Genomic DNA, 20133 nt, shown 5'->3' with positions numbered 1-20133 from the left:
TCCACTAGTTGCTCCTGAGTTAGCATGTTAGGCCGCCTTGTCATATTGAAAAGTGCGGCTATGATGCCTCAGGTGGATCACTTTTAAACCGTTGTCAGTGGATCAATTTTACTCCGTTGGTAACACTGAAGCTCTGATTCGTTGGAAGCACCCAGAAAAGGGAATGATTTCGCCTGCTGACTTTATTCCACTTGCCGAGCGCAGCGGTTTGATTATTCCACTGGGAAACTGGGTATTAGAAGCGTCTTGTCGGCAGCTGGCGATCTGGCAAAAGGAAACCTCATTGCACGCGTTCACTTTAAGTATCAATGTCAGTGCCAATCAATTCTATCAGCAAGATTTCACGGAAATAGTTTTACATACCATTCAGAAAAACGGTCTGCCACCGCACTGCATCAAGCTTGAATTGACCGAGAGTTTAGTCCTCGAGGATATCGATGAAGCCATCCATAAAATGAAGGTTCTTCGGGGCGCTGGGGTTCGCTTCAGCATGGATGATTTCGGCACAGGCTACTCGTCACTGTCCTATTTGTCGCTGCTGCCTTTTGATGAAGTGAAAATAGACCAAGCGTTTATTCGCCGGGCCGTCATGGTCGATCATGAGCGAGACTGGGCTATTGTGGAAGCTATTCTCCAAATTGCAAAACGCCTCGAAATGGGTGTTGTTGCCGAAGGTGTAGAGACAGAGATGCAGCTCTCACGGCTGCAAAGTATTGCCTGTGAGTTCTACCAAGGATACTTCTTTAGCAAGCCTGTTCCTGCAGAGGAATTCCTTGAGGTCGTTATGGGCACACGCCCCACCGTGCTCTCTAACAGACTTCCGGATACTGCTTAACTTCATGACCTATCCGCTTCAGAAATGAAAACGAGGGCGATTGCGGTCTATCGCCAGGGGAAAAATGGTGGCCCCTCCCAGACTCGAACTGGGGACCAATCGATTATGAGTCGACTGCTCTAACCACTGAGCTAAGGGGCCACACAAAAGGAAAGGGCTTCTTGCGAAGCGGCGGCAAGTATAACGAAATCATCCCCAACAAAAAAGCGCCCGTAGGCGCTTTTTCTTAAGGTCTTTAACCTGTTACTCGTCAAGGAAGCTTTTCAGCTGCTCGCTGCGACTCGGGTGACGCAGTTTACGCAATGCTTTGGCTTCGATCTGACGAATCCGCTCCCGGGTAACATCAAACTGTTTACCTACTTCTTCGAGCGTGTGGTCGGTGTTCATATCAATTCCAAAACGCATCCGCAGTACTTTCGCTTCCCGCGCGGTCAAGCCACTTAGGACGTCACGAACTGCGTTCTGCAGGCTCTCAGACGTCGCTGCGTCGACCGGCAGATCCAGCGTAGTATCTTCAATGAAATCACCCAAATGCGAATCTTCATCATCACCAATGGGCGTTTCCATTGAGATTGGCTCTTTCGCAATCTTAAGCACTTTGCGGATCTTGTCTTCCGGCATGCTCATGCGCTCTGCGAGTTCTTCTGGCTGCGGCTCACGCCCCATTTCTTGCAACATCTGGCGCGATATACGGTTGAGTTTGTTGATGGTTTCAATCATGTGCACCGGAATACGAATCGTCCGCGCTTGGTCTGCGATCGAACGGGTAATCGCCTGACGGATCCACCAGGTCGCATAAGTCGAAAACTTATATCCGCGACGGTATTCGAATTTATCGACCGCCTTCATCAAACCAATGTTGCCCTCTTGAATAAGATCCAAGAACTGCAAACCTCGGTTGGTGTACTTTTTGGCAATCGAAATAACCAAACGTAAGTTGGCTTCAACCATTTCTTTCTTCGCGCGACGAGCTTTCGCTTCACCGATCGACATCCGACGATTAATGTCTTTTACTTTGGCAATCGAGAGTCCAGTTTCTTCAGCGATGGTCCGCAACTTGCCCGTGCAACGCTCAATTTCTTCCCGATGCTCAGCCAATGCTTCGCTATAACCACTGCCCTTCTCGACAAGTTCTTCGAACCATGCCATGGAGGTCTCGCGGCCCGCAAAGGCTTGAACAAAAGTGCGCTTAGGTACTTTTGACTGCTCTAGCGCGAGCTTCATGATCAGGCGCTCTTGAACCCGCACGCGGTCCATCATCTCGCGCATATCTTTCACAAGACGATCGAACTGCTTCGGTACCAAGCGGAACTGTTTGAACAGCTCACTTAGCTTCTCAATTTCTTCTCGCGCTTTTTCGTTCTCACGACCAAATTCTTTGATAGACGCGCGCGTGGCTTCGTACTGAGCGCGCAGCTCAGCAAACTTTTCACGCGCTTGCTCGGGATCAACGCCGCTATCCGATGAATCGTCATCGCTGTCGTCATCGTCATCGTCGTCGCCATCGTCGTCTTCATCTTCGAGCTGCTCTTCGCTCAGCTCAGAACCTACGTGAGTCGCGCTCACCGGCGCTTCATCGACCTCATTGGGATCAATAAAGCCGGAGATAATTTCAGTTAAGCGAATTTGCTCAGCTTCGAACGCATCCCATTGCTCCAACAAAAAGTTGATTGCCTCGGGGTATTCGGCGACTGAACACTGAACCTGATTGATACCGTCCTCAATGCGCTTGGCGATGCTGATTTCCCCTTCTCGGGTCAACAGCTCGACAGTTCCCATTTCACGCATGTACATGCGGACTGGATCGGTCGTTCGGCCAATTTCGCTTTCAACGGTTGCGAGCGCCGCGGCTGCTTCTTCAGCAGCATCCTCGTCGGCAGCGTCTTCGCTCATCATCAGCTCGTCGGCATCTGGGGCCGTTTCATAAACAGTGATCCCCATGTCGTTGATCATGCGGATGATGTCTTCGATCTGATCCGAGTCAACGATATCTTGCGGAAGGTGGTCGTTCACCTCAGAGAAAGTCAAATAACCTTGCTCTTTCCCTTTCGCAATAAGTAATTTAAGTTGCGACTGACGAGTCTGCATACGGGCGTTCACCTCAGTAAAGACGTTTTTTTAGATTCGTGCGGAATGACCGCTCAGTATAACAAAATGTGCGCGATTCGACCAGTCACGTTTCGTGTTTAAACAGGTCGTTGGCGCAACAGGAGCTTTAGTTTAGCTACGTTTCATCATGCGGATGAGTTCATTTAACTCGTGTAAGCGCTCTTTGCTCATTTCATGGGCCGGTAGTGCTTTGAGCTCTTCGTAACGTTGTTCGAGGTAGCGATCAATTAAAAACATAAAGGTCTCAAGAAACTCTTGCTCAATGTTTTCTTCGAGAACTTGGTGCTCCCAACTGGCCAATTTACGTAAATGCGGTTCGTGCTTCGTGCCGCGCCAAGCTTCCAAAACTTGTGCAGTGGTCAGCGTAGCTGCTTGCGTTTGACGATGCAGTCCCATAAATACCTTGATCCCTTCAAGCTGCAAGCCTTCTAACTCAGGATGAACCGGCACAAGTTGCCCAAGATAGGGATGTTGCACCAACAAACCAATTGCACGTGCTATCGGGCTTAACGGCTTTGCTTTCGCGGCGGTACTGCCGGTTCGCACTTGTGTCGGCACAGGGACAAGTTTCTCGATCTCTTGAACCGTCCGGCTGAGCTTGCCCGCCAAAGTTTCCATCAACAACCCGCGATAGAAATCACTGGCAACACGTTCAATCAATGGTCGTGCGTTTGCCACCAGAGCGGATTTCCCTGCATCAGTGCGCAAGTCCAGATCAGCGGTGATATGTTCAAAGAAATAATCCCGAAATGATTGGGCCTTATCCACCCGTGCTTGGAATCCTTCCGCGCCTTCGGCACGAACAATGGTATCTGGGTCTTCCCCATCTGGCAGAAATAAGAAACGAAGATCGGTGCCATCCCGCAACAACGGCAAGGCATTTTCTAATGCACGCCATGCGGCGTCGCGCCCCGCACGGTCCCCATCAAAGCAACACACCACGTGTTTGGCTTGGCGAAACAGTAACTGCAGATGATCACTGGTTGCTGCGGTCCCTAGGGCTGCAACTGCATTGGTAACACCATATTGGGCGAGAGCCACAACATCCATATAGCCTTCCACGATGATGACACGCTCAAGCTCACGGTGGTGTTGCTTCATTTCATAAAACCCGTACAGCTCACGACCTTTATGGAATAAACGTGTTTCTGGCGAGTTCAGATACTTCGGTTCGCCTTTGTCGAGCACTCGTCCACCAAAACCAACCACGCGTCCGCGCCGATCGCGAATCGGGAACATGATGCGGTCTCGAAAAAAATCAAACCGTTTGCCTCGATCATTCTCGGTGATCATTTTCAACGCGAGGAGCTGTTGTTGACGCTCTTTGGTCCCGCCGAACTCTTTGAGAATTGCATCCCAAGCTTCTGGGGCATATCCAATCCCAAAGTCACGTACTACCTCGCCGCTCAATCCTCGGTTTTTAAGATAACCAATGACGCGTTCGCGTTCCGGCGAAGTTTTCAATTGATTCGCAAAGAACTTCGCACACCGCTCCATCAATTGAAAATCATCTTCAATCTCCGCTTTAGCACGCGCTGGTTTGCCACTCCCTGCTCGTTGCTCGCGGGGGACTTCCATTCCCATGCTAGAGGCCAGTTCTTCAACCGCATCTGGAAACTCGAGCCCATCATATTCCATGATGAAATCAAGTGCGTTCCCGTGCGCGCCACAACCGAAGCAGTGATAGAACTGTTTATCGGGTGCCACAGTAAACGACGGAGACTTTTCATTATGAAAGGGGCAACAGGCTTGATAATTACGGCCTGCTTTTTTTAGACGCACACGGCTTTCGACCACACTGACAATATCAGCGCGGGCCACTAAATCTTGAATGAAATCGCGAGGGATTAATCCAGCCATGCTGTTAATGTACTCTGCTCAGGGTGCAATAAAAAGCGGATTTCCAACAAAAAAACCGTGCTGAGCACGGTTTTTGTGCATTCCTACGCGGAACACAAGTCAGGCGCGGCTTCGCGGCCGCACACTGATTAATACAGGCGAGTGCGACGAGCGTTTTCGCGAGCCAGTTTCTTCGCGTGACGCTTCACTGCTGCTGCTTTCTTGCGCTTACGCTCAGAGGTTGGTTTCTCGTAAAATTCGCGGCTACGAACTTCAGACAAAACTCCCGCTTTTTCGCAAGAACGCTTGAAACGGCGCAGGGCGACGTCAAATGGCTCGTTTTCTTTCAATTTAACTGCTGGCATTAGCCTCTCACCTCAAAAAATTCGTTAGTTGCGGGTCTTCAAATAACCCAGCCGGACAAAATTGGTGCTGAATTTTAAACAAAGGACAGCCCCATGTAAAGCCTAAGATCAATTAATTCAATCTAAAGGTGGCACGGATTCTCCCCGTTTGGCATAAAAGTCCGCCACAAATTGATCAAATTGATCGTTTTCGATCGCATCCCGCATGCCCTTCATCAATGTTTGATAGAAGTGCAGGTTGTGGATGGTGTTCAACCGGGCACCAAGGATCTCGTTACAGCGATCCAAATGATGTAAATAGGCGCGCGAGTAATTTTTGCAGGTGTAGCAATCGCACTCAGGGTCCAGCGGAGCCGTGTCGGTCCGGTGTCGCGCGTTGCGGATTTTAATCACTCCTTCGGAGGTAAACAAGTGTCCATTTCGTGCATTCCGCGTCGGCATAACGCAATCGAACATATCAATTCCGCGACGCACCGCCTCAACGAGGTCCTCAGGCTTGCCGACACCCATCAAATAGCGCGGTTTGTCCGCTGGCATCTTCGGTGCGGTATGGTCGAGAATTCGCATCATATCTTCTTTTGGCTCGCCGACTGAGAGCCCGCCAATGGCATAACCATCAAAGCCAATCTCTGTCAGCCCAGCTAATGAAACATCACGCAGATGCTCATACATACCGCCTTGAATGATGCCAAACAAAGCCGCTGAACTGTCACCATGCGCCGTCTTCGATCGCTCAGCCCAACGCAATGAGAGCTGCATGGAATCTTCTGCTTGTTTCTCGGTTGCGGGGTACGGCGTGCACTCATCGAAAATCATCACGATGTCAGAACCGAGTTCACGCTGTACTTCCATTGATTTCTCGGGGGTGAGAAGAATTTTCTCCCCATTGATCGGTGAGCGGAATGTGACACCTTCTTCCGAGATTTTCCGTAAATCACCCAAACTAAAGACTTGGAAACCACCCGAATCCGTTAAGATCGGTTTGTCCCAATGCATGAAATCATGCAAGTCCCCATGTTGTTGAACAATCGAGGTTCCCGGACGCAACATCAGGTGAAAGGTATTTCCCAAACAAATTTGCGCCCCTGTGTCCTTGAGCTCTTCGGGCGTCATGCCTTTCACGGTCCCCAAGGTTCCGACTGGCATAAATGCAGGGGTATCAACCACGCCACGGTCAAACTGAAGTTGTCCTCGGCGCGCTTTCCCAATCGTTTTCTTTAATTCAAATTTCATGGATTAACCTGTTAAGCATCATCACGGTTTGCGAGTAATAAACATCGCATCACCATAGCTGAAAAAGCGATATTCTTCCTGAATTGCAGCCTGATAGGCCTGCATAACTTCGGATTTCCCGGCAAACGCAGAAATCAACATGATCAGCGTTGACTCGGGTAAATGGAAATTGGTGACCATGGCATCCACAACGTGGAAGCGATATCCCGGATAAATAAAGATATCCGTCTCGGCCGTGTAAGGCGCAAGGGTGCCCCCATTAAAATGTGCTGCGGACTCAAGCGACCGGACCGATGTGGTACCCACTGCAATCACGCGGCCACCACGAGCTTTGCACGTGGCGACCGCATCGACCACCGCTTCGGAGACCTCTGCATACTCACTGTGCATTTTATGTTCGAGAATGTTTTCAGTACGCACAGGTTGAAACGTGCCGGCCCCAACATGCAGTGTGACGTATGCCGTCTCGATACCTTTATCCGCAAGCGCCTGCATCACGGAGTCATCGAAATGAAGTCCTGCGGTTGGTGCTGCTACAGCGCCAGGCTTCTTGCTATAGACCGTTTGATAGCGTTCCCGGTCACTTTGTTCATCAGGACGGTCTATATAAGGAGGCAACGGCATATGGCCGTAGGCGTCAAGCCACTCGAGAACCGTCTTGGCAGGATCAAAAGCAATTTCAAACAACGCCTCAACACGCCCTACGACTTCTGCATGCACAGCACCTTCAAGGAGCAATTGGGCGCCGTTTTTGGGCGAACGATTGCTGCGAACATGCGCCAGCACGCGATGCTGATCGAGAATGCGTTCGACCAACACTTCGATTTTTCCACCCGACACTTTCTGCCCAAGGAGTCTGGCAGGAATGACACGCGTATCGTTAAATACCAACAGGTCGCCGGGGGCGAGCAAACTTGGGAGATCACGAAACCCTCGATGACCAATCGCACCGCTTTCCCCGTCAAGGGTAAGCAAGCGACTGCTACTGCGATCAGGTTGAGGGTAACGGGCAATCAGATGATCAGGAAGATCAAAGTAAAAATCAGACTTCTTCATGGATGGAATGTCCTCGTTCCTTACACGAACGTAGGGATTGGTCTTCAAGCTTCTTAAGCGAGGGCAAGCGTCCGCTTGCCCGCTCAATTAGAATGTGTACACAATCGTGACTGCAGTTTCGGTATCCAACTTCTCTGGAATCCGACCATTGGGTTGTTCAAATACAGTGGTGTTGTGCGTCAGCGTCAGCGACAAACGCAGCGCTAAACGCGAGTTCAAGTTTGCGGTCAGCGCACTTACCGCCCGTGAACGGGTGTTATCATCGCCAATCTCCGTGGAAATCAGCTGGGTAAAACGCGATGTCTCACTGATCTGCCAATCAAAGTTCGTTGCCAGACGAACGATGAGGTCTGTATCGGTTTCGCCCGTATCACGCCGTTTGTCGAACGAGACACCCGGACCGATTTCGAAGTCAGCGAACATGTCGTCATTGAACACATACCGCGTACCAAAACCACCGGCAATGGTAGACTGGTATTCAAAACTGTTTAACGCATCGTCCTCATAGGAGCCATACACAAAGAACGAGGAGTGACTAAGCGCCTCAAACTTTCGGTTCGACTGGCCGGAGAGGAACAAGCGGTCCGCATCGGTGACGGTCTCACCTTCAAAGGTTTTTCGCTCTTGGCGGTAATAATCAATGATGCCCCGGTGACGCCACATCAAGGTGTCCCGTTGTAAGTCAATCTTACCTTTCCAAGACCGAGAATCCGTGTTTCCTGAGCGGATCAGAACGCCCACCTCAGCACTCGCTCGCCATCTTCCGTCTTGTTTGGCGGGATCGACATCCTGAATGTCATCGAACATAAACGTCGATGCAGATGCGCTTCCGCTCGCCATCAAAAAAGCACCTGCGATCGCAAGTCCAAGCCGATTTTTGCACGCGTGTCTAAGCACCAGGGCCCCCTGAGAATTATCTTTATTTTGCCGAATCGTATGCATTTTACCGAATTTTTAAAGGGTTTCGTACCCAAAAAGCAAAAAACCACCGACATTTACACGCCGGTGGTCTGATTATCGGTCGTCATTCCAATTACTTAACTGTGGCGTGCAACAAACCTTTTTCGTACTTCACGAACATCTCCTCGAGGGAGATCGGCTTGATCTTGCTTGCATTGCCCGCAGTACCAAATGCTTCATAACGCGCTTTACAGATCTCGTACATGGCTTTGGTCGACTCTTGCAGATATTTGCGTGGATCAAACTCAGCCTTGTTTTTATCGAGGTAGCGACGAATTGCACCGGTCGATGCAAGACGCAAGTCGGTATCGATGTTGACCTTGCGAACACCGTGGCGAATCCCCTCTTGGATTTGCTCAACCGGAACACCGTAAGTCTCTGGGATATCCCCACCGAATTCATTAATGATGGCAAGCCACTCTTGAGGAACCGATGAAGAACCATGCATTACCAAGTGTGTGTTTGGGATACGCGCATGAATTTCTTTAATTCGGTTAATATCCAGAATATCGCCCGTTGGCGGACGGGTAAACTTGTAAGCACCGTGTGACGTACCACACGCAATTGCAAGCGCGTCCACTTGGGTTGCTTTCACAAAATCCGCCGCTTCCTCTGGATCGGTCAGAAGCTGATCGTGGCTCAAGGTACCTTCAGCACCTACACCATCCTCTTCACCTGCCTGACCTGTCTCAAGTGAGCCAAGACAACCGAGTTCACCCTCAACCGAAACACCACACGCGTGGGCCATCTCAACTACTTTGCGGGTGACGTCTACATTGTAGTCATAGTCCGCCGGTGTTTTGCCATCTTCACGCAATGAGCCATCCATCATGACTGAGCTGAAGCCCAACTGGATGGAACGTTGGCACACGGCGGGAGAGGTCCCGTGATCTTGGTGCATCACCACGGGAATATGCGGCCACTCTTCGATCGCCGCTAAAATAAGGTGACGCAAAAATGGCGCTCCTGCGTACTTTCGCGCGCCAGCCGAGGCCTGCACAATGACCGGGCTATCGGTTTCGTCAGCCGCCATCATAATCGCGCGCATTTGCTCGAGGTTGTTTACATTAAATGCCGGCACTCCGTAGCCGAACTCTGCTGCATGATCGAGCATTTGACGCATGGAAATTAATGCCATGGGAGAACTCCTTATCTTTCTCTTGTGTATTTCAATCTCTTGTATAACTCAGTAATCACAGGGTGTGCCTGCACCCCACCCAGACCGCTTAATGCGCTTCGCTGCCCCGGGCTTCTAAAATAGAGACCGCGGGTAGTTTTTTGCCTTCCAAAAACTCAAGGAATGCACCGCCACCGGTCGAAATATAGGAAATTTTGTCAGCAATTCCGTACTTGTCGATTGCTGCTAGCGTATCACCACCGCCAGCGATTGAAAATGCGTTGCTGTTGGCGATCGCTTCCGCTAAGAGCCGTGTCCCCTCGCCAAACTGGTCAAACTCAAACACCCCAACAGGGCCATTCCAAACAATGGTACCGGCATTTTCAAGCATCTTTGCAAGTGCTTTTGCAGTTTCAGGACCCACATCAAAGATTTGATCATCTCCGCTGACGTCTGAAACGGACTTAATACTCGCTGTCGCATCTTCACTGAAACGATCACCAACCACCACATCGGTTGGAACCGGAATCGTTGCGCCACGTGTTTTCGACGACTCGAACAAACGGGACGCTTCACTCACTAAATCCGGTTCATATAGTGACTTGGCGACATCATGCCCCGCCGCTGCGATAAAAGTATTGGCAATCCCGCCACCGACAATCAACTGGTCGACTTTGCGCACCAACGAGTTTAAGACTGTAAGCTTGGTCGATACCTTGGAGCCACCGACGATCGCTACCAAGGGGCGCTTCGGATTCTCTAACGCTTTCTCGAGCGCTTCGAGCTCCGCTGCGAGCAGTGGCCCAGCACAGGCAACCGGCGCATACTGAGCTACGCCGTAAGTCGATGCTTGCGCTCGATGGGCAGTACCAAACGCATCCATGACGAAGATGTCACACAGTGCAGCTAATTTTTTAGCAAGACTGGGATCATTCTTCTTCTCACCGACGTTAAAGCGTACGTTTTCGAACACCACCAGCTCGCCTCCCGCTACTTCGACACCGTCGAGGTAATTGGATTCAAGGCGCACCGGGAATGATAACGCTTCTGCTAGGTACTTCACGACCGGGGCCATGGAGTATGCTTCGTCGTACTGCCCTTCTTCAGGGCGTCCAAGGTGCGACATGACCATGACCTTTGCTCCTTGTTCCAAGGCACTTTGCAGTGTTGGGAGCGCTGCACGCAAGCGGGCATCTGAGGTTACTTTTCCTGCCTGCACGGGGACGTTGAGGTCCTCACGGATCAGGACGCGTTTCCCGCGAAGATCAAAATCGGTCATCATTTTAATGGTCATGGTACGTTTCCTTTCTGACGCGCTTAAAAATATATTTAGTGTGAAAGCACGGCACCAATGCCTGCCGTGCTTTCTAACATTCGATTCGCAAAACCCCACTCGTTGTCGCACCATGCGAGTACTTTAACGAGCTGGCGATGACTCACCCGAGTCTGGGTCCCATCCACTATGGCAGAGCGAGGGTCGTGATTAAAATCCGACGAAACCAATGGCAACTCAGTATATCCAAGAATACCGGGAAGAATACGTTGGCTCGCGGCCTGCAACGCCGCATTCACCGTTGCAATATCAACGTTGCTGGTGAGTGTGACACTTAAATCCATGGCCGTCACATTTGTGGTCGGGACGCGCACCGCAATGGCTTCAAAGCGGCCAGCAAACTTTGGAAGTATCCGTTCGATTCCGCGCGCCAAACGCGTATCGACGGGGATAATACTTTGCGATGCTGCGCGCGCCAAACGCAGATTGTCATGATATGCATCGATCACTTGTTGGTCATTCATCGACGAATGGATTGTCGTAATGGTGCCGCTATCAACACCGAATGCGTCATCGAGCACTTTAATGACCGGCACAATACAGTTGGTCGTGCAGGAGCCGTTCGAGATAATTCGATGCTCTGCCGTGAGTTCTGCGTGGTTGATCCCTTGAATCAACGTGAAATCCACATCAGGCGATGCAGGATGCGAGAAAAGCACTCGCTTGGCTCCAGCGGCAAGATGCGCTTCACCATCGCTTCGCGCACCGAAGACCCCAGAACATTCCAATACCACATCAATATCGAGTGCGTGCCAAGGCAGATCGTGAATTTCAGTTCGGTGCAGCACTTGAATCGTGGCTTCACCGATACAAAGCATCTGATCCCGGACCCGCACCTCAGCAGCAAATCGTCCATGCGTGGAGTCGTACTGCAGCAAATGCGCCATTCCTTCAATGGTGGCCGGCTCATTGATGGCAACGATATCGATATGCTGATACCAGCCAGACTCAACCCAAGCGCGCAGCACAGAACGGCCAATTCGGCCAAATCCATTAATGGCAACCCGAATTCTCGGGTTCGAATACTGCGCTGCGTTCAAAGAACTTCTCCTATCAAAGTGCCTTGGCGGTTGCCACGACGTTGTCGACCGTGAAGCCGAAGTGTGCAAACAGTTCATCCGCCGGTGCCGACTCACCAAAGCTCGTCATACCGACCACTGCCCCTTCAAAGCCCGTGTACTTGTGCCAGAAATCGGCAATACCCGCTTCGATCGCAACCCGGCGACGTACCTGTGGTGGTAGCACGGAGTCACGATAGGCTTTATCTTGTTGGTCAAATACGCAGGTGGAAGGCATTGAGACCACACGCACGGTCTGCCCCTCTGCGTGTAAAGCTTCCGCGGCCTTCATCGCCAGCTCTACCTCTGAGCCGGTGGCGATCAGAATCAATTGCGGATCGCTTCCAAAGTCCTTCAAGACATAACCACCTTTACGCACATTTGCGAGCTGGTCTTTATTTCGGGCCATTTGCGCCACACCCTGACGGGTAAAAATCAAACATGTTGGACCGTCGGTCCGCTCGACCGCAGCTTGCCATGCGACAGCCGATTCCACTTGGTCGCACGGGCGCCAGGTTTGGATATTGGGTGTCAGACGGAGGTTTGCTAACTGCTCCACTGGCTGATGCGTCGGGCCGTCTTCCCCCAAACCAATGGAGTCATGGGTGTAGACATGAATGACAGGCTGCTTCATCAAGGCAGCCATTCGCACCGCATTGCGGGCGTATTCCATAAACATTAAGAAGGTTGCACCGTATGGACGGAAGCCACCGTGCAGCTGAATGCCGTTCATAATGGCTGACATCCCGAACTCACGCACGCCATAGAAAATGTAGTTTCCACTCGCATCATCATGGGTCAGGGGTTTGGAGTCTTTCCAAATGGTGAGATTGGAACCCGCAAGATCCGCTGAGCCACCGAGCAATTCAGGCAGTAGCGGCCCGAAGGCATTTAATGCGTTCTGTGACGCTTTGCGGGTTGCCACTTTTTCTGGGTTTGCTTGCAATTTTTCGACATACGCTTGGGCATCGGCCGCCCAATTCTTCGGTAACTCACCGGCCATTCGGCGCTTGAACTCAGCGGCAAGTTCAGGGTGGGCATCGGCGTAAGCTGCAAATAAATCATTCCAGGCGTGCTCGGCTTGGTTACCACGCTCTTGCGCTGACCAAGCAGCATAAACGTCTTCTGGAACCTCAAATGGCCCATGGGACCAGCCTAGGGCTTCCCGGGTTGCAGCGATTTCATCATCCCCAAGTGGTGCGCCGTGGCAGCTCTCGGTGCCCTGCTTGTTTGGCGCTCCGAAGCCAATGACGGTTTTGCAACAAATGAGGGTCGGCCGTGTCGTATCCGCACGCGCACTCTCAATTGCAGCGCGCACTGCTTCGCTGTCGTGGCCGTCCACATCAGCAATCACCTGCCAGCCGTACGACTCGAAGCGCTTAACCGTATCGTCGGTAAACCATCCTTCCACTTCACCATCAATCGAAATACCGTTGTCGTCATAAAACGCAATCAGTTTGCCAAGGCCCAGAGTGCCCGCCAGTGAACAGACTTCATGAGAAATCCCTTCCATCAGACAGCCATCGCCCAAGAAGGTATAAGTGTAATGGTCGACGATCGGAAAGTTCGGTTGGTTAAATTGTGCGGCCAATACTTTTTCCGCAATGGCCATCCCAACTGCATTCGAAACCCCCTGACCCAATGGGCCTGTCGTGGTTTCAACGCCCGGCGTGTACCCATACTCTGGGTGGCCCGGCGTTTTACTATGCAGTTGACGGAAATTCTTAAGATCCTCAATGCTCACCGCATAGCCTGTCAGGTGCAGCAATGAGTAAATTAGCATCGAACCATGCCCATTCGATAAGACGAAGCGATCGCGATTCGCCCAGGTGGGGTTCACTGGATTGTGCGACATATAGTCACGCCACAACACCTCGGCGATATCCGCCATTCCCATTGGAGCGCCGGGATGACCCGACTTGGCTTTCTGGACAGCATCCATGCTTAATGCACGAGTTGCGTTGGCGAGATAACGGCGATCTGACATCAGTGGCTCCTCACAGTTCGATGATCATTTAGACGGGTGGGCACGTAAACCCCTAGCGCGCGTATTGTCCATCATTCAGCCATGACAGGCAAATACCTGTGGCCGCTGATGTGCAACAAAATAAAAACGTTTAGACAGATAGACGTCTAAACTAGATATTGAATTGAGTTTCGGGTACACTCTGCCCCAATCCTAAAAGTGCCGGCAAAAACCGGTCTTTCTTTTATTTGCGAGTTGAAAAAATTATGGCACGACACTTGTTTACTTCCGAATCTGTCTCAGAGGGACATCCTGATAAAATTGCCGACCAAATTTCCGATGCGGTCCTCGACGCGATTCTTGAACAAGATCCGCGGGCGCGTGTCGCTTGCGAAACCTACGTCAAAACCGGCATGGTTTTGGTCGGTGGAGAGATCAACACCAATGCGTGGGTTGATATCGAAGAACTGACCCGAAATACCGTCCGTAAAATTGGTTATACCCACTCTGACATGGGGTTCGATGCCGACAGTTGTGCGGTTCTCAACGCCATTGGGAAACAATCCCCCGATATCAACCAAGGTGTTGATCGTGAGCGTCCAGAAGATCAAGGAGCCGGCGACCAAGGGTTAATGTTTGGTTATGCCACAAACGAAACCGAAGCGCTGATGCCGGCACCGATTATGTATGCACACAAGCTTGTGCAACGTCAGGCCGAAGTGCGTCGTGGCGAGCTGCCGTGGTTGCGTCCGGATGCCAAAAGCCAACTCACCTTTATCTATGAAGATGGCAAGCCGGTTGGAATCGATGCCATCGTACTCTCAACGCAACACGCGCCGGAAATTTCTCTTGAGCAATTGCGTCAAGATGTGATGGAAACCATTATCAAGCCGGTCTTACCGGAGGAATGGTTGACCAAGGCAACCCAAATCCACATCAACCCAACGGGTCGCTTTGTCATTGGTGGTCCCATGGGAGATTGCGGCCTTACGGGACGTAAAATTATTGTCGATACCTACGGCGGGATGGCGCGTCATGGTGGGGGTGCTTTTTCTGGAAAAGATCCATCAAAAGTTGACCGCAGTGCCGCCTATGCAGCGCGTTATGTGGCCAAGAACCTCGTCGCGGCTGGTTTGGCGGAACGTCTTGAGCTGCAAGTTTCTTACGCGATCGGTGTAGCTGAACCAACTTCGATTTCCATCGAAACCTTCGGAACGAGCCAGTACGACGAAGAAACCTTGATTCGTATCGTGCGCGAGCATTTTGACTTGCGCCCGTATGGCATTTTGCAAATGCTCAACCTTGAGCGACCCATTTACTTGCCGACTGCAGCGTACGGCCATTTCGGCCGGGACGAGTTCCCATGGGAGCGCACCGATAAAGTGGAGGCAATTCAGGCTTCACTGAGCTAAAACCGCGCCCCACTAAAGTAAAGCCAGTTTGCAAAAAGGCCAACGCAGATTTGTTTATTGAGTTGGCCTTTTTTTATGCATGCCTCACGCTGTCGCAAACCACGCTATCGACCATCTCCAGTCCAGCGGAATAAGTAAGCGCCCACTCCGAGGAAGACCAACGTCATCAGCAAGAGAATGCCGATCTCCGGTAAGACCGCCGCAAGTCCCGCGCCATCAAACATGACCGCACGTGCCGCATCAATCAAATGAGTCAATGGGAAAATCTGCGCGAGTTGCTGCACCCAAATCGGCGAGCCATCAAGGGAAAACCAAACCCCAGAAAGCAGCAGCATAGGCCACGAAATGAAATCGAGTAAGCCCCTTGAAAGCTCTTCACTGCGCGTGCGAGAGGCGACCATCAGGCCCAATGCAGCAATACATACGGAACCAATGAGGCCCAACAATAAGAGCAGCCAATAACTGCCCTCCATGACAAAGTTAAAAATGGCATGACATATCAGATACACCACCACCAACGTCGCCATCACGAGCCAAATTCGGCTGACCACTTGTGCTAACAAAAACTCAAAAGCGGACAACGGTGTGGCTTGCATCCGTTTTAATACCGAGTTCTTGCGATAGCGCACGATGACGTACCCCACACCGTAAAGACAGCTAAACATCATATTCATGGCGAGGATGCCCGGTAACACCCAATCCACGTAGCGCAACGCTTGGCCTTCCACCTGCTCCGCCTGATAATCCACAGTACGCGCCAGGAATAATTCTGCTGCCAATGCACTGCCGCTCGATTGGGCGTTATACCAATAGGCACCTTGCATCGGTGACACCACTAGATCCAGCTGATGCTGCTCTAAGCGTCGTTTGGCGTGACTGAGATCATCATAGGGGATTTGATTGACGTAACCGAGGGTCTGCAATTCTTCGACCTGCTCAGCACCCACCACCCCAACGCGCAACAAGGTGCGATCATCACTATCAAATAGAAAGGCGAACGCAACCACCAACACCAATGGGAAAATTAAATTCCAACTGAGCGCCTCTTTATCTCGCCAGAACTCAAGGTTCCGAGCCGTAAGTACGCCGTAAAAACGTTTCCAGAACATCATTCACCTCGTAGCTCATGGCCGGTTAATTTCAAAAAGAGATCGTCTAAATTAGCAGACTCCACTTGAAGGCCTGTGAGTGGAATCCCGGCTTGCATGAGCTCACCGAGCGTACTATCGACTTCAGTGGCCTGCAGCTGGAGGAAATCTCCTTGCAACTCAGCATGGGCAAAGAACTCAGGCAAATCACCCTGAAAATTCCCCACCGGAATTCGAATCAGCGCACCATGGAAATGTTGATTGAGCAATGCACGCGGTGCTCCTTCAGCAATAATAGTGCCCTTATCCAGCACTGCGATCTGGTCACACAGTTGCTCGGCTTCATCCATGTAGTGTGTGGTGAGCAGAACCGTTTTCCCTCGGCTCCGCACCGAGCGGACTAACTCCCAAAAATTTCGACGCGCTTGAGGATCCAGACCGGTGGTTGGCTCATCGAGAAACAGTAAATCTGGATCGTTCATTAGAGCCAATGCAAGGAGCAAGCGTTGCTTTTGTCCACCAGAGAGCTTGCGATGATCGCGGTCTAGCAAATCCTCCAAACTACACCATGCAATCAATTCATCACGCGGCAACGGTGCATCATAGAAACGTGAGAACAGATTTAGCACATCACTAACCTTCAAGAAGTCGGGCAGCGCCGTGTGCTGAAATTGAATACCTACTTTTTGATAAAACCCGGTACCGACAGGTGCACCCTGATAATAAATCTCACCGCCATCTGGCTTTAAAATGCCTTCGAGCATTTCAATCGTGGTGGTCTTGCCGGCACCATTTGGGCCTAATAGTCCAAAGCAAATCCCTGCAGGAATATCGAGATCGAGCTGATCCACGACCGCAATCCCGTTATAGATTTTGGTCAATCCTCGGGTTGTTAAAATAGATTCACCCACAATAAAGGTCCTTGATTGTCTGACTCGTGTGCAACGGGTAACATGGCCCAATGTAATACGTTCACTATATACGGACTCACCATGCGAATCCCACGGATTTTTCATCCTGAACCACTCCAAGCCGGAACTCAGGTCACCCTGAGCGATGATGCGAGCCACCATGTTGGTCGCGTTTTGCGGATGCAGGTTGGCCAAGCCTTGGAGCTGTTCACTGGCGATGATCATCGCTTCGAGGCGGTTATCCAAGCCGTGAGCAAAAAATCAGTCACCGTTGATGTTATTCAAGCACACTATGACGCTCGTGAATCCCCACTTGAAATTCACCTTGTGCAAGGAATTTCGAAGGGTGACCGAATGGATTTTGTGCTGCAAAAGTCCGTGGAGTTGGGCGTGACCTCAATCACGCCTGTGTTTACCGAGCGATGCAACGTGAAGTTAAGCGGTGAGCGGTTGGAGAAGAAACAGGATCAATGGCAGAAAATTGTGCTTGGCGCCTGTGAACAGTCGGGCCGAAATACCGTACCGACCGTGCATCCGGCATGCACCTTGGCGCAGTGGTTAGCAAAACCGCGAGCGGGTCAAGCCTTGATTCTCGATCCCCATGCCAACACACGGTTTCGAACAATTCAGCCCGCCGCAACGTACACGCTGTTAATTGGCCCTGAAGGGGGTTTTTCTGACGCTGAAGTTCGGCTGCTCGCTGAGCATCAGTGCACGGGGGTTGCACTCGGGCCTCGGGTGTTGCGTACCGAAACTGCGGCACTCGCAGCCATTACTGCGTTACAATCCCATTTTGGCGATCTCTAAGAGGAGTAAATGATGATCCGTGTAGCTATTGTGATGGACCCGATTGAGACGGTGAAGACCCACAAAGACACGAGCTTTCGCTTAGCACTCGAAGCCCAAGCCCGAGGACATACACTGTATTATCTCGAGCTGAAGGATATGTTTATTGACGGTGGCACGGCGATGGCTCGCGTGCGCCCGCTCAACGTCCGTGATCAGGCGCGTGACTTTTACACGCTCGGCGAGCCCGCCATTGAAGCCTTGAGTGACTTTGACATCATCCTCATGCGCAAAGACCCGCCATTTGATATTGAATTTGTATACGCCACGCACATCCTTGATCTTGCTGCGCGTGACGGCGCATTGGTCGTCAACCGTCCCCAAAGTTTGCGAGACTGCAGCGAAAAATTGTTCACCGCTTGGTTCCCATCGCTGATTCCTGCCACCTTGGTTAGTCGCGACGCGACGCAAATTCGGGAATTTTATGCGACTCACAAAGACGTCATCCTGAAGCCGCTCGATGGCATGGGCGGTGCATCCATTTTCAGAGTGGACGAGAGCGGTGCTAACTTAGGCGTGATCATCGAAACCCTGACCGCCCATGGAAAGCGCTTCGCCATGGTGCAAGAATACTTGCCCGCCATCAAAGACGGCGATAAGCGGATTCTTATTATCAATGGTGAACCGGTACCCTACTCCCTGGCCCGAATTCCTTCCGCAGGCGAAACGCGGGGGAACTTAGCGGCCGGCGGCAGTGGCCGTCCTCAACCGTTGAGTGATTCAGATTTTGCCTTAGCCCGCGCGGCCGGGCCAATTCTCAAGGAAAAAGGACTTTACCTCGTGGGCTTGGATGTCATCGGCGATCGCATCACGGAGATCAACGTGACCAGTCCTACCTGTATGCGTGAGATTGAGAATGCGTATAATATCAACATAGCCGGTCAGCTCTTCGAGGCGATCGAAGCAGATTTTCCTGCGACATCCTGATGGTGAAGTGAGTACATGAGTAAAGCAGTAGACGCGACCCCGAAAGAAACATTCTCGAGCTTGCAGAATCATTTTTTGATTGCCATGCCGGGACTCGACGATCCGTTTTTTCATCGGACCGTTACCTACGTGTGCGAGCACAACGAAGAGGGCGCGATGGGACTAATCATCAACCAGCCGGTCGGTCTGACGGTTGCCAGTTTACTTGAGCAGATTGAAATCCAAGTTCCGCCAAGTAAAGCGCTGGAATTAGCCCAAGTGCTGACCGGTGGCCCGGTTGCGACTGACCGGGGCTTTGTTTTGCATACCCCACAAAAGGGTTGGCGCAGTAGCTTGCAGCTGGGGGATGACATCATGATCACGACGTCAAAGGATATTTTGGAATCCTTTGGTTCAGACAAGGCTCCACCACATTTTATCCTGACCCTCGGTTACGCCGGCTGGGAAGCGGGCCAACTTGAGCAAGAAATTGCGGATAACAGCTGGCTGACCATTCCCGCCGATGCCGAGTTAATGTTCCACACGCCAACGGCGGATCGCTGGAGCAAAGCTGCCGAGCGTCTCGGATTCGATATTGCTCAGCTGTCGAGTGAAGCGGGCCACGCTTAATGTCGGTTCTGGGATTCGATTTTGGGACAAAAAGCATTGGTGTGGCCGTTGGCCAACTAATTACCGGTACGGCGACCCCGCTACCTGCGCTGAAAGCAAAAGAAGGCGTTCCGGACTGGCACCTCATTGAAAAGCTCATCAAAGAATGGCAGCCCACGGTTTGCGTGGTCGGGCTGCCCTTGAATATGGACGGGAGTGAGCAGACACTCACCACCCAAGCCAAGAAGTTTGCGAATCGACTCCATGGCCGCTTTGGGGTCCAAATTCACTTACAAGATGAACGGCTCACCACGACCAGTGTGCGGGCCGAGCTTTTTGATCGCGGTGGGTATCGCGAGCTACAAAAAGGCCGCGTCGATAGCGCCGCGGCCTGTGTGATTTTAGAAGATTACTTTTCTGAACATGGCTAAACCTAACCCGACATGACGGCGTCAGTTGCAACTCGACCGCTGCAACCGGCGCCATTCTG

General features: G+C 51.5%; 18 protein-coding genes and 1 tRNA gene. 6 read left to right on the top strand and 13 right to left on the bottom strand.

Translation table 11 applies throughout. The annotated features are described in order from the left end of the window. Window positions 1-97: 97 nt before the first annotated feature. A complete protein-coding gene (locus CWE11_RS09520; RefSeq protein WP_275540963.1) occupies window positions 98-835 on the top strand; it encodes an EAL domain-containing protein in 738 nt (245 codons plus the stop codon). Window positions 836-900: 65 nt separating this feature from the next. On the opposite strand, the gene CWE11_RS09515 is transcribed toward CWE11_RS09520, so the two are convergent. The 11 genes from CWE11_RS09515 to tkt all read right to left on the bottom strand — a co-directional run bounded on the left by CWE11_RS09515 (window position 901) and on the right by tkt (window position 13892). Beyond that, window positions 901-976 (bottom strand) — tRNA-Ile (locus tag CWE11_RS09515). Between the two features lie 102 nt (window positions 977-1078). Further along, entirely contained in the window at window positions 1079-2923 is a 1845-nt protein-coding gene (gene rpoD / locus CWE11_RS09510; protein WP_126777381.1) for an RNA polymerase sigma factor RpoD, read from the bottom strand. A gap of 132 nt (window positions 2924-3055) precedes the next feature. Beyond that, window positions 3056-4804, bottom strand: coding sequence for a DNA primase (dnaG, locus tag CWE11_RS09505; protein WP_126777380.1), 1749 nt, complete (start codon window positions 4802-4804; stop codon window positions 3056-3058). A 128-nt stretch (window positions 4805-4932) separates the two neighbouring features. After that, complete coding sequence (gene rpsU, locus CWE11_RS09500; RefSeq protein ID WP_072154847.1) at window positions 4933-5148, bottom strand: 30S ribosomal protein S21; 216 nt, start codon at window positions 5146-5148, stop codon at window positions 4933-4935. 117 nt (window positions 5149-5265) lie between these two features. Then, window positions 5266-6381, bottom strand: coding sequence for a tRNA guanosine(34) transglycosylase Tgt (gene tgt, locus CWE11_RS09495; protein WP_126777379.1), 1116 nt, complete (start codon window positions 6379-6381; stop codon window positions 5266-5268). Between the two features lie 21 nt (window positions 6382-6402). Continuing rightward, the gene (gene queA / locus CWE11_RS09490) at window positions 6403-7437 is read right to left on the bottom strand and encodes a tRNA preQ1(34) S-adenosylmethionine ribosyltransferase-isomerase QueA (RefSeq protein ID WP_126777378.1); all 1035 of its coding nucleotides are present in this window, start codon (window positions 7435-7437) and stop codon (window positions 6403-6405) included. Window positions 7438-7524: 87 nt separating this feature from the next. Further along, on the bottom strand, window positions 7525-8277 hold the full coding sequence (locus CWE11_RS09485; protein ID WP_241971771.1) for a DUF481 domain-containing protein: 753 nt from the start codon (window positions 8275-8277) through the stop codon (window positions 7525-7527). 193 nt (window positions 8278-8470) lie between these two features. Beyond that, window positions 8471-9535 carry a class II fructose-bisphosphate aldolase gene (gene fba, locus CWE11_RS09480; protein ID WP_126777377.1) on the bottom strand — a complete coding sequence of 355 codons (1065 nt, stop codon included), beginning with the start codon at window positions 9533-9535 and terminating at the stop codon, window positions 8471-8473. A gap of 88 nt (window positions 9536-9623) precedes the next feature. Beyond that, on the bottom strand, window positions 9624-10808 hold the full coding sequence (locus CWE11_RS09475; RefSeq protein ID WP_126777376.1) for a phosphoglycerate kinase: 1185 nt from the start codon (window positions 10806-10808) through the stop codon (window positions 9624-9626). Window positions 10809-10843: 35 nt separating this feature from the next. Next, entirely contained in the window at window positions 10844-11887 is a 1044-nt protein-coding gene (epd, locus tag CWE11_RS09470; protein WP_241971770.1) for an erythrose-4-phosphate dehydrogenase, read from the bottom strand. A gap of 13 nt (window positions 11888-11900) precedes the next feature. Further along, entirely contained in the window at window positions 11901-13892 is a 1992-nt protein-coding gene (tkt, locus tag CWE11_RS09465; RefSeq protein WP_126777374.1) for a transketolase, read from the bottom strand. A 245-nt stretch (window positions 13893-14137) separates the two neighbouring features. Between tkt and metK the strand changes: the two genes are divergently transcribed. Next, the gene (gene metK, locus CWE11_RS09460) at window positions 14138-15283 is read left to right on the top strand and encodes a methionine adenosyltransferase (RefSeq protein WP_126777373.1); all 1146 of its coding nucleotides are present in this window, start codon (window positions 14138-14140) and stop codon (window positions 15281-15283) included. Between the two features lie 104 nt (window positions 15284-15387). Here metK and CWE11_RS09455 read toward each other — a convergent pair whose 3' ends face one another. Continuing rightward, window positions 15388-16395 carry an ABC transporter permease gene (locus CWE11_RS09455; RefSeq protein ID WP_241971769.1) on the bottom strand — a complete coding sequence of 336 codons (1008 nt, stop codon included), beginning with the start codon at window positions 16393-16395 and terminating at the stop codon, window positions 15388-15390. Next, window positions 16392-17282 (bottom strand): ABC transporter ATP-binding protein, encoded by an 891-nt coding sequence (locus CWE11_RS09450; RefSeq protein WP_241971768.1) that lies wholly within the window; start codon window positions 17280-17282, stop codon window positions 16392-16394. The genes CWE11_RS09455 and CWE11_RS09450 overlap by 4 nt, the downstream gene beginning before the upstream one ends. An 81-nt stretch (window positions 17283-17363) precedes the next feature. On the opposite strand from CWE11_RS09450, the gene CWE11_RS09445 reads away from it, so the two are divergent. From CWE11_RS09445 to ruvX, 4 genes are read left to right on the top strand one after another with little or no spacing between them, the layout of a single operon-like run. Further along, window positions 17364-18089 (top strand): 16S rRNA (uracil(1498)-N(3))-methyltransferase, encoded by a 726-nt coding sequence (locus CWE11_RS09445; RefSeq protein ID WP_126777371.1) that lies wholly within the window; start codon window positions 17364-17366, stop codon window positions 18087-18089. Between the two features lie 12 nt (window positions 18090-18101). Continuing rightward, a complete protein-coding gene (gshB, locus tag CWE11_RS09440) occupies window positions 18102-19055 on the top strand; it encodes a glutathione synthase (RefSeq protein ID WP_126777389.1) in 954 nt (317 codons plus the stop codon). Window positions 19056-19070: 15 nt separating this feature from the next. After that, window positions 19071-19664: a YqgE/AlgH family protein gene (locus CWE11_RS09435; protein WP_126777370.1), complete on the top strand. Its 594-nt coding sequence runs from the start codon at window positions 19071-19073 to the stop codon at window positions 19662-19664. Continuing rightward, window positions 19664-20074, top strand: coding sequence for a Holliday junction resolvase RuvX (gene ruvX / locus CWE11_RS09430; protein ID WP_126777369.1), 411 nt, complete (start codon window positions 19664-19666; stop codon window positions 20072-20074). The genes CWE11_RS09435 and ruvX overlap by 1 nt, the downstream gene beginning before the upstream one ends. Window positions 20075-20133 lie beyond the last annotated feature (59 nt).

The sequence above is a fragment of the Aliidiomarina sanyensis genome (assembly GCF_003987175.1).
Lineage (GTDB): Bacteria > Pseudomonadota > Gammaproteobacteria > Enterobacterales > Alteromonadaceae > Aliidiomarina > Aliidiomarina sanyensis.
The sequence above is the reverse complement of the archived record's forward strand: the minus strand, read 5'-3'. Positions and strand labels throughout refer to the sequence as shown.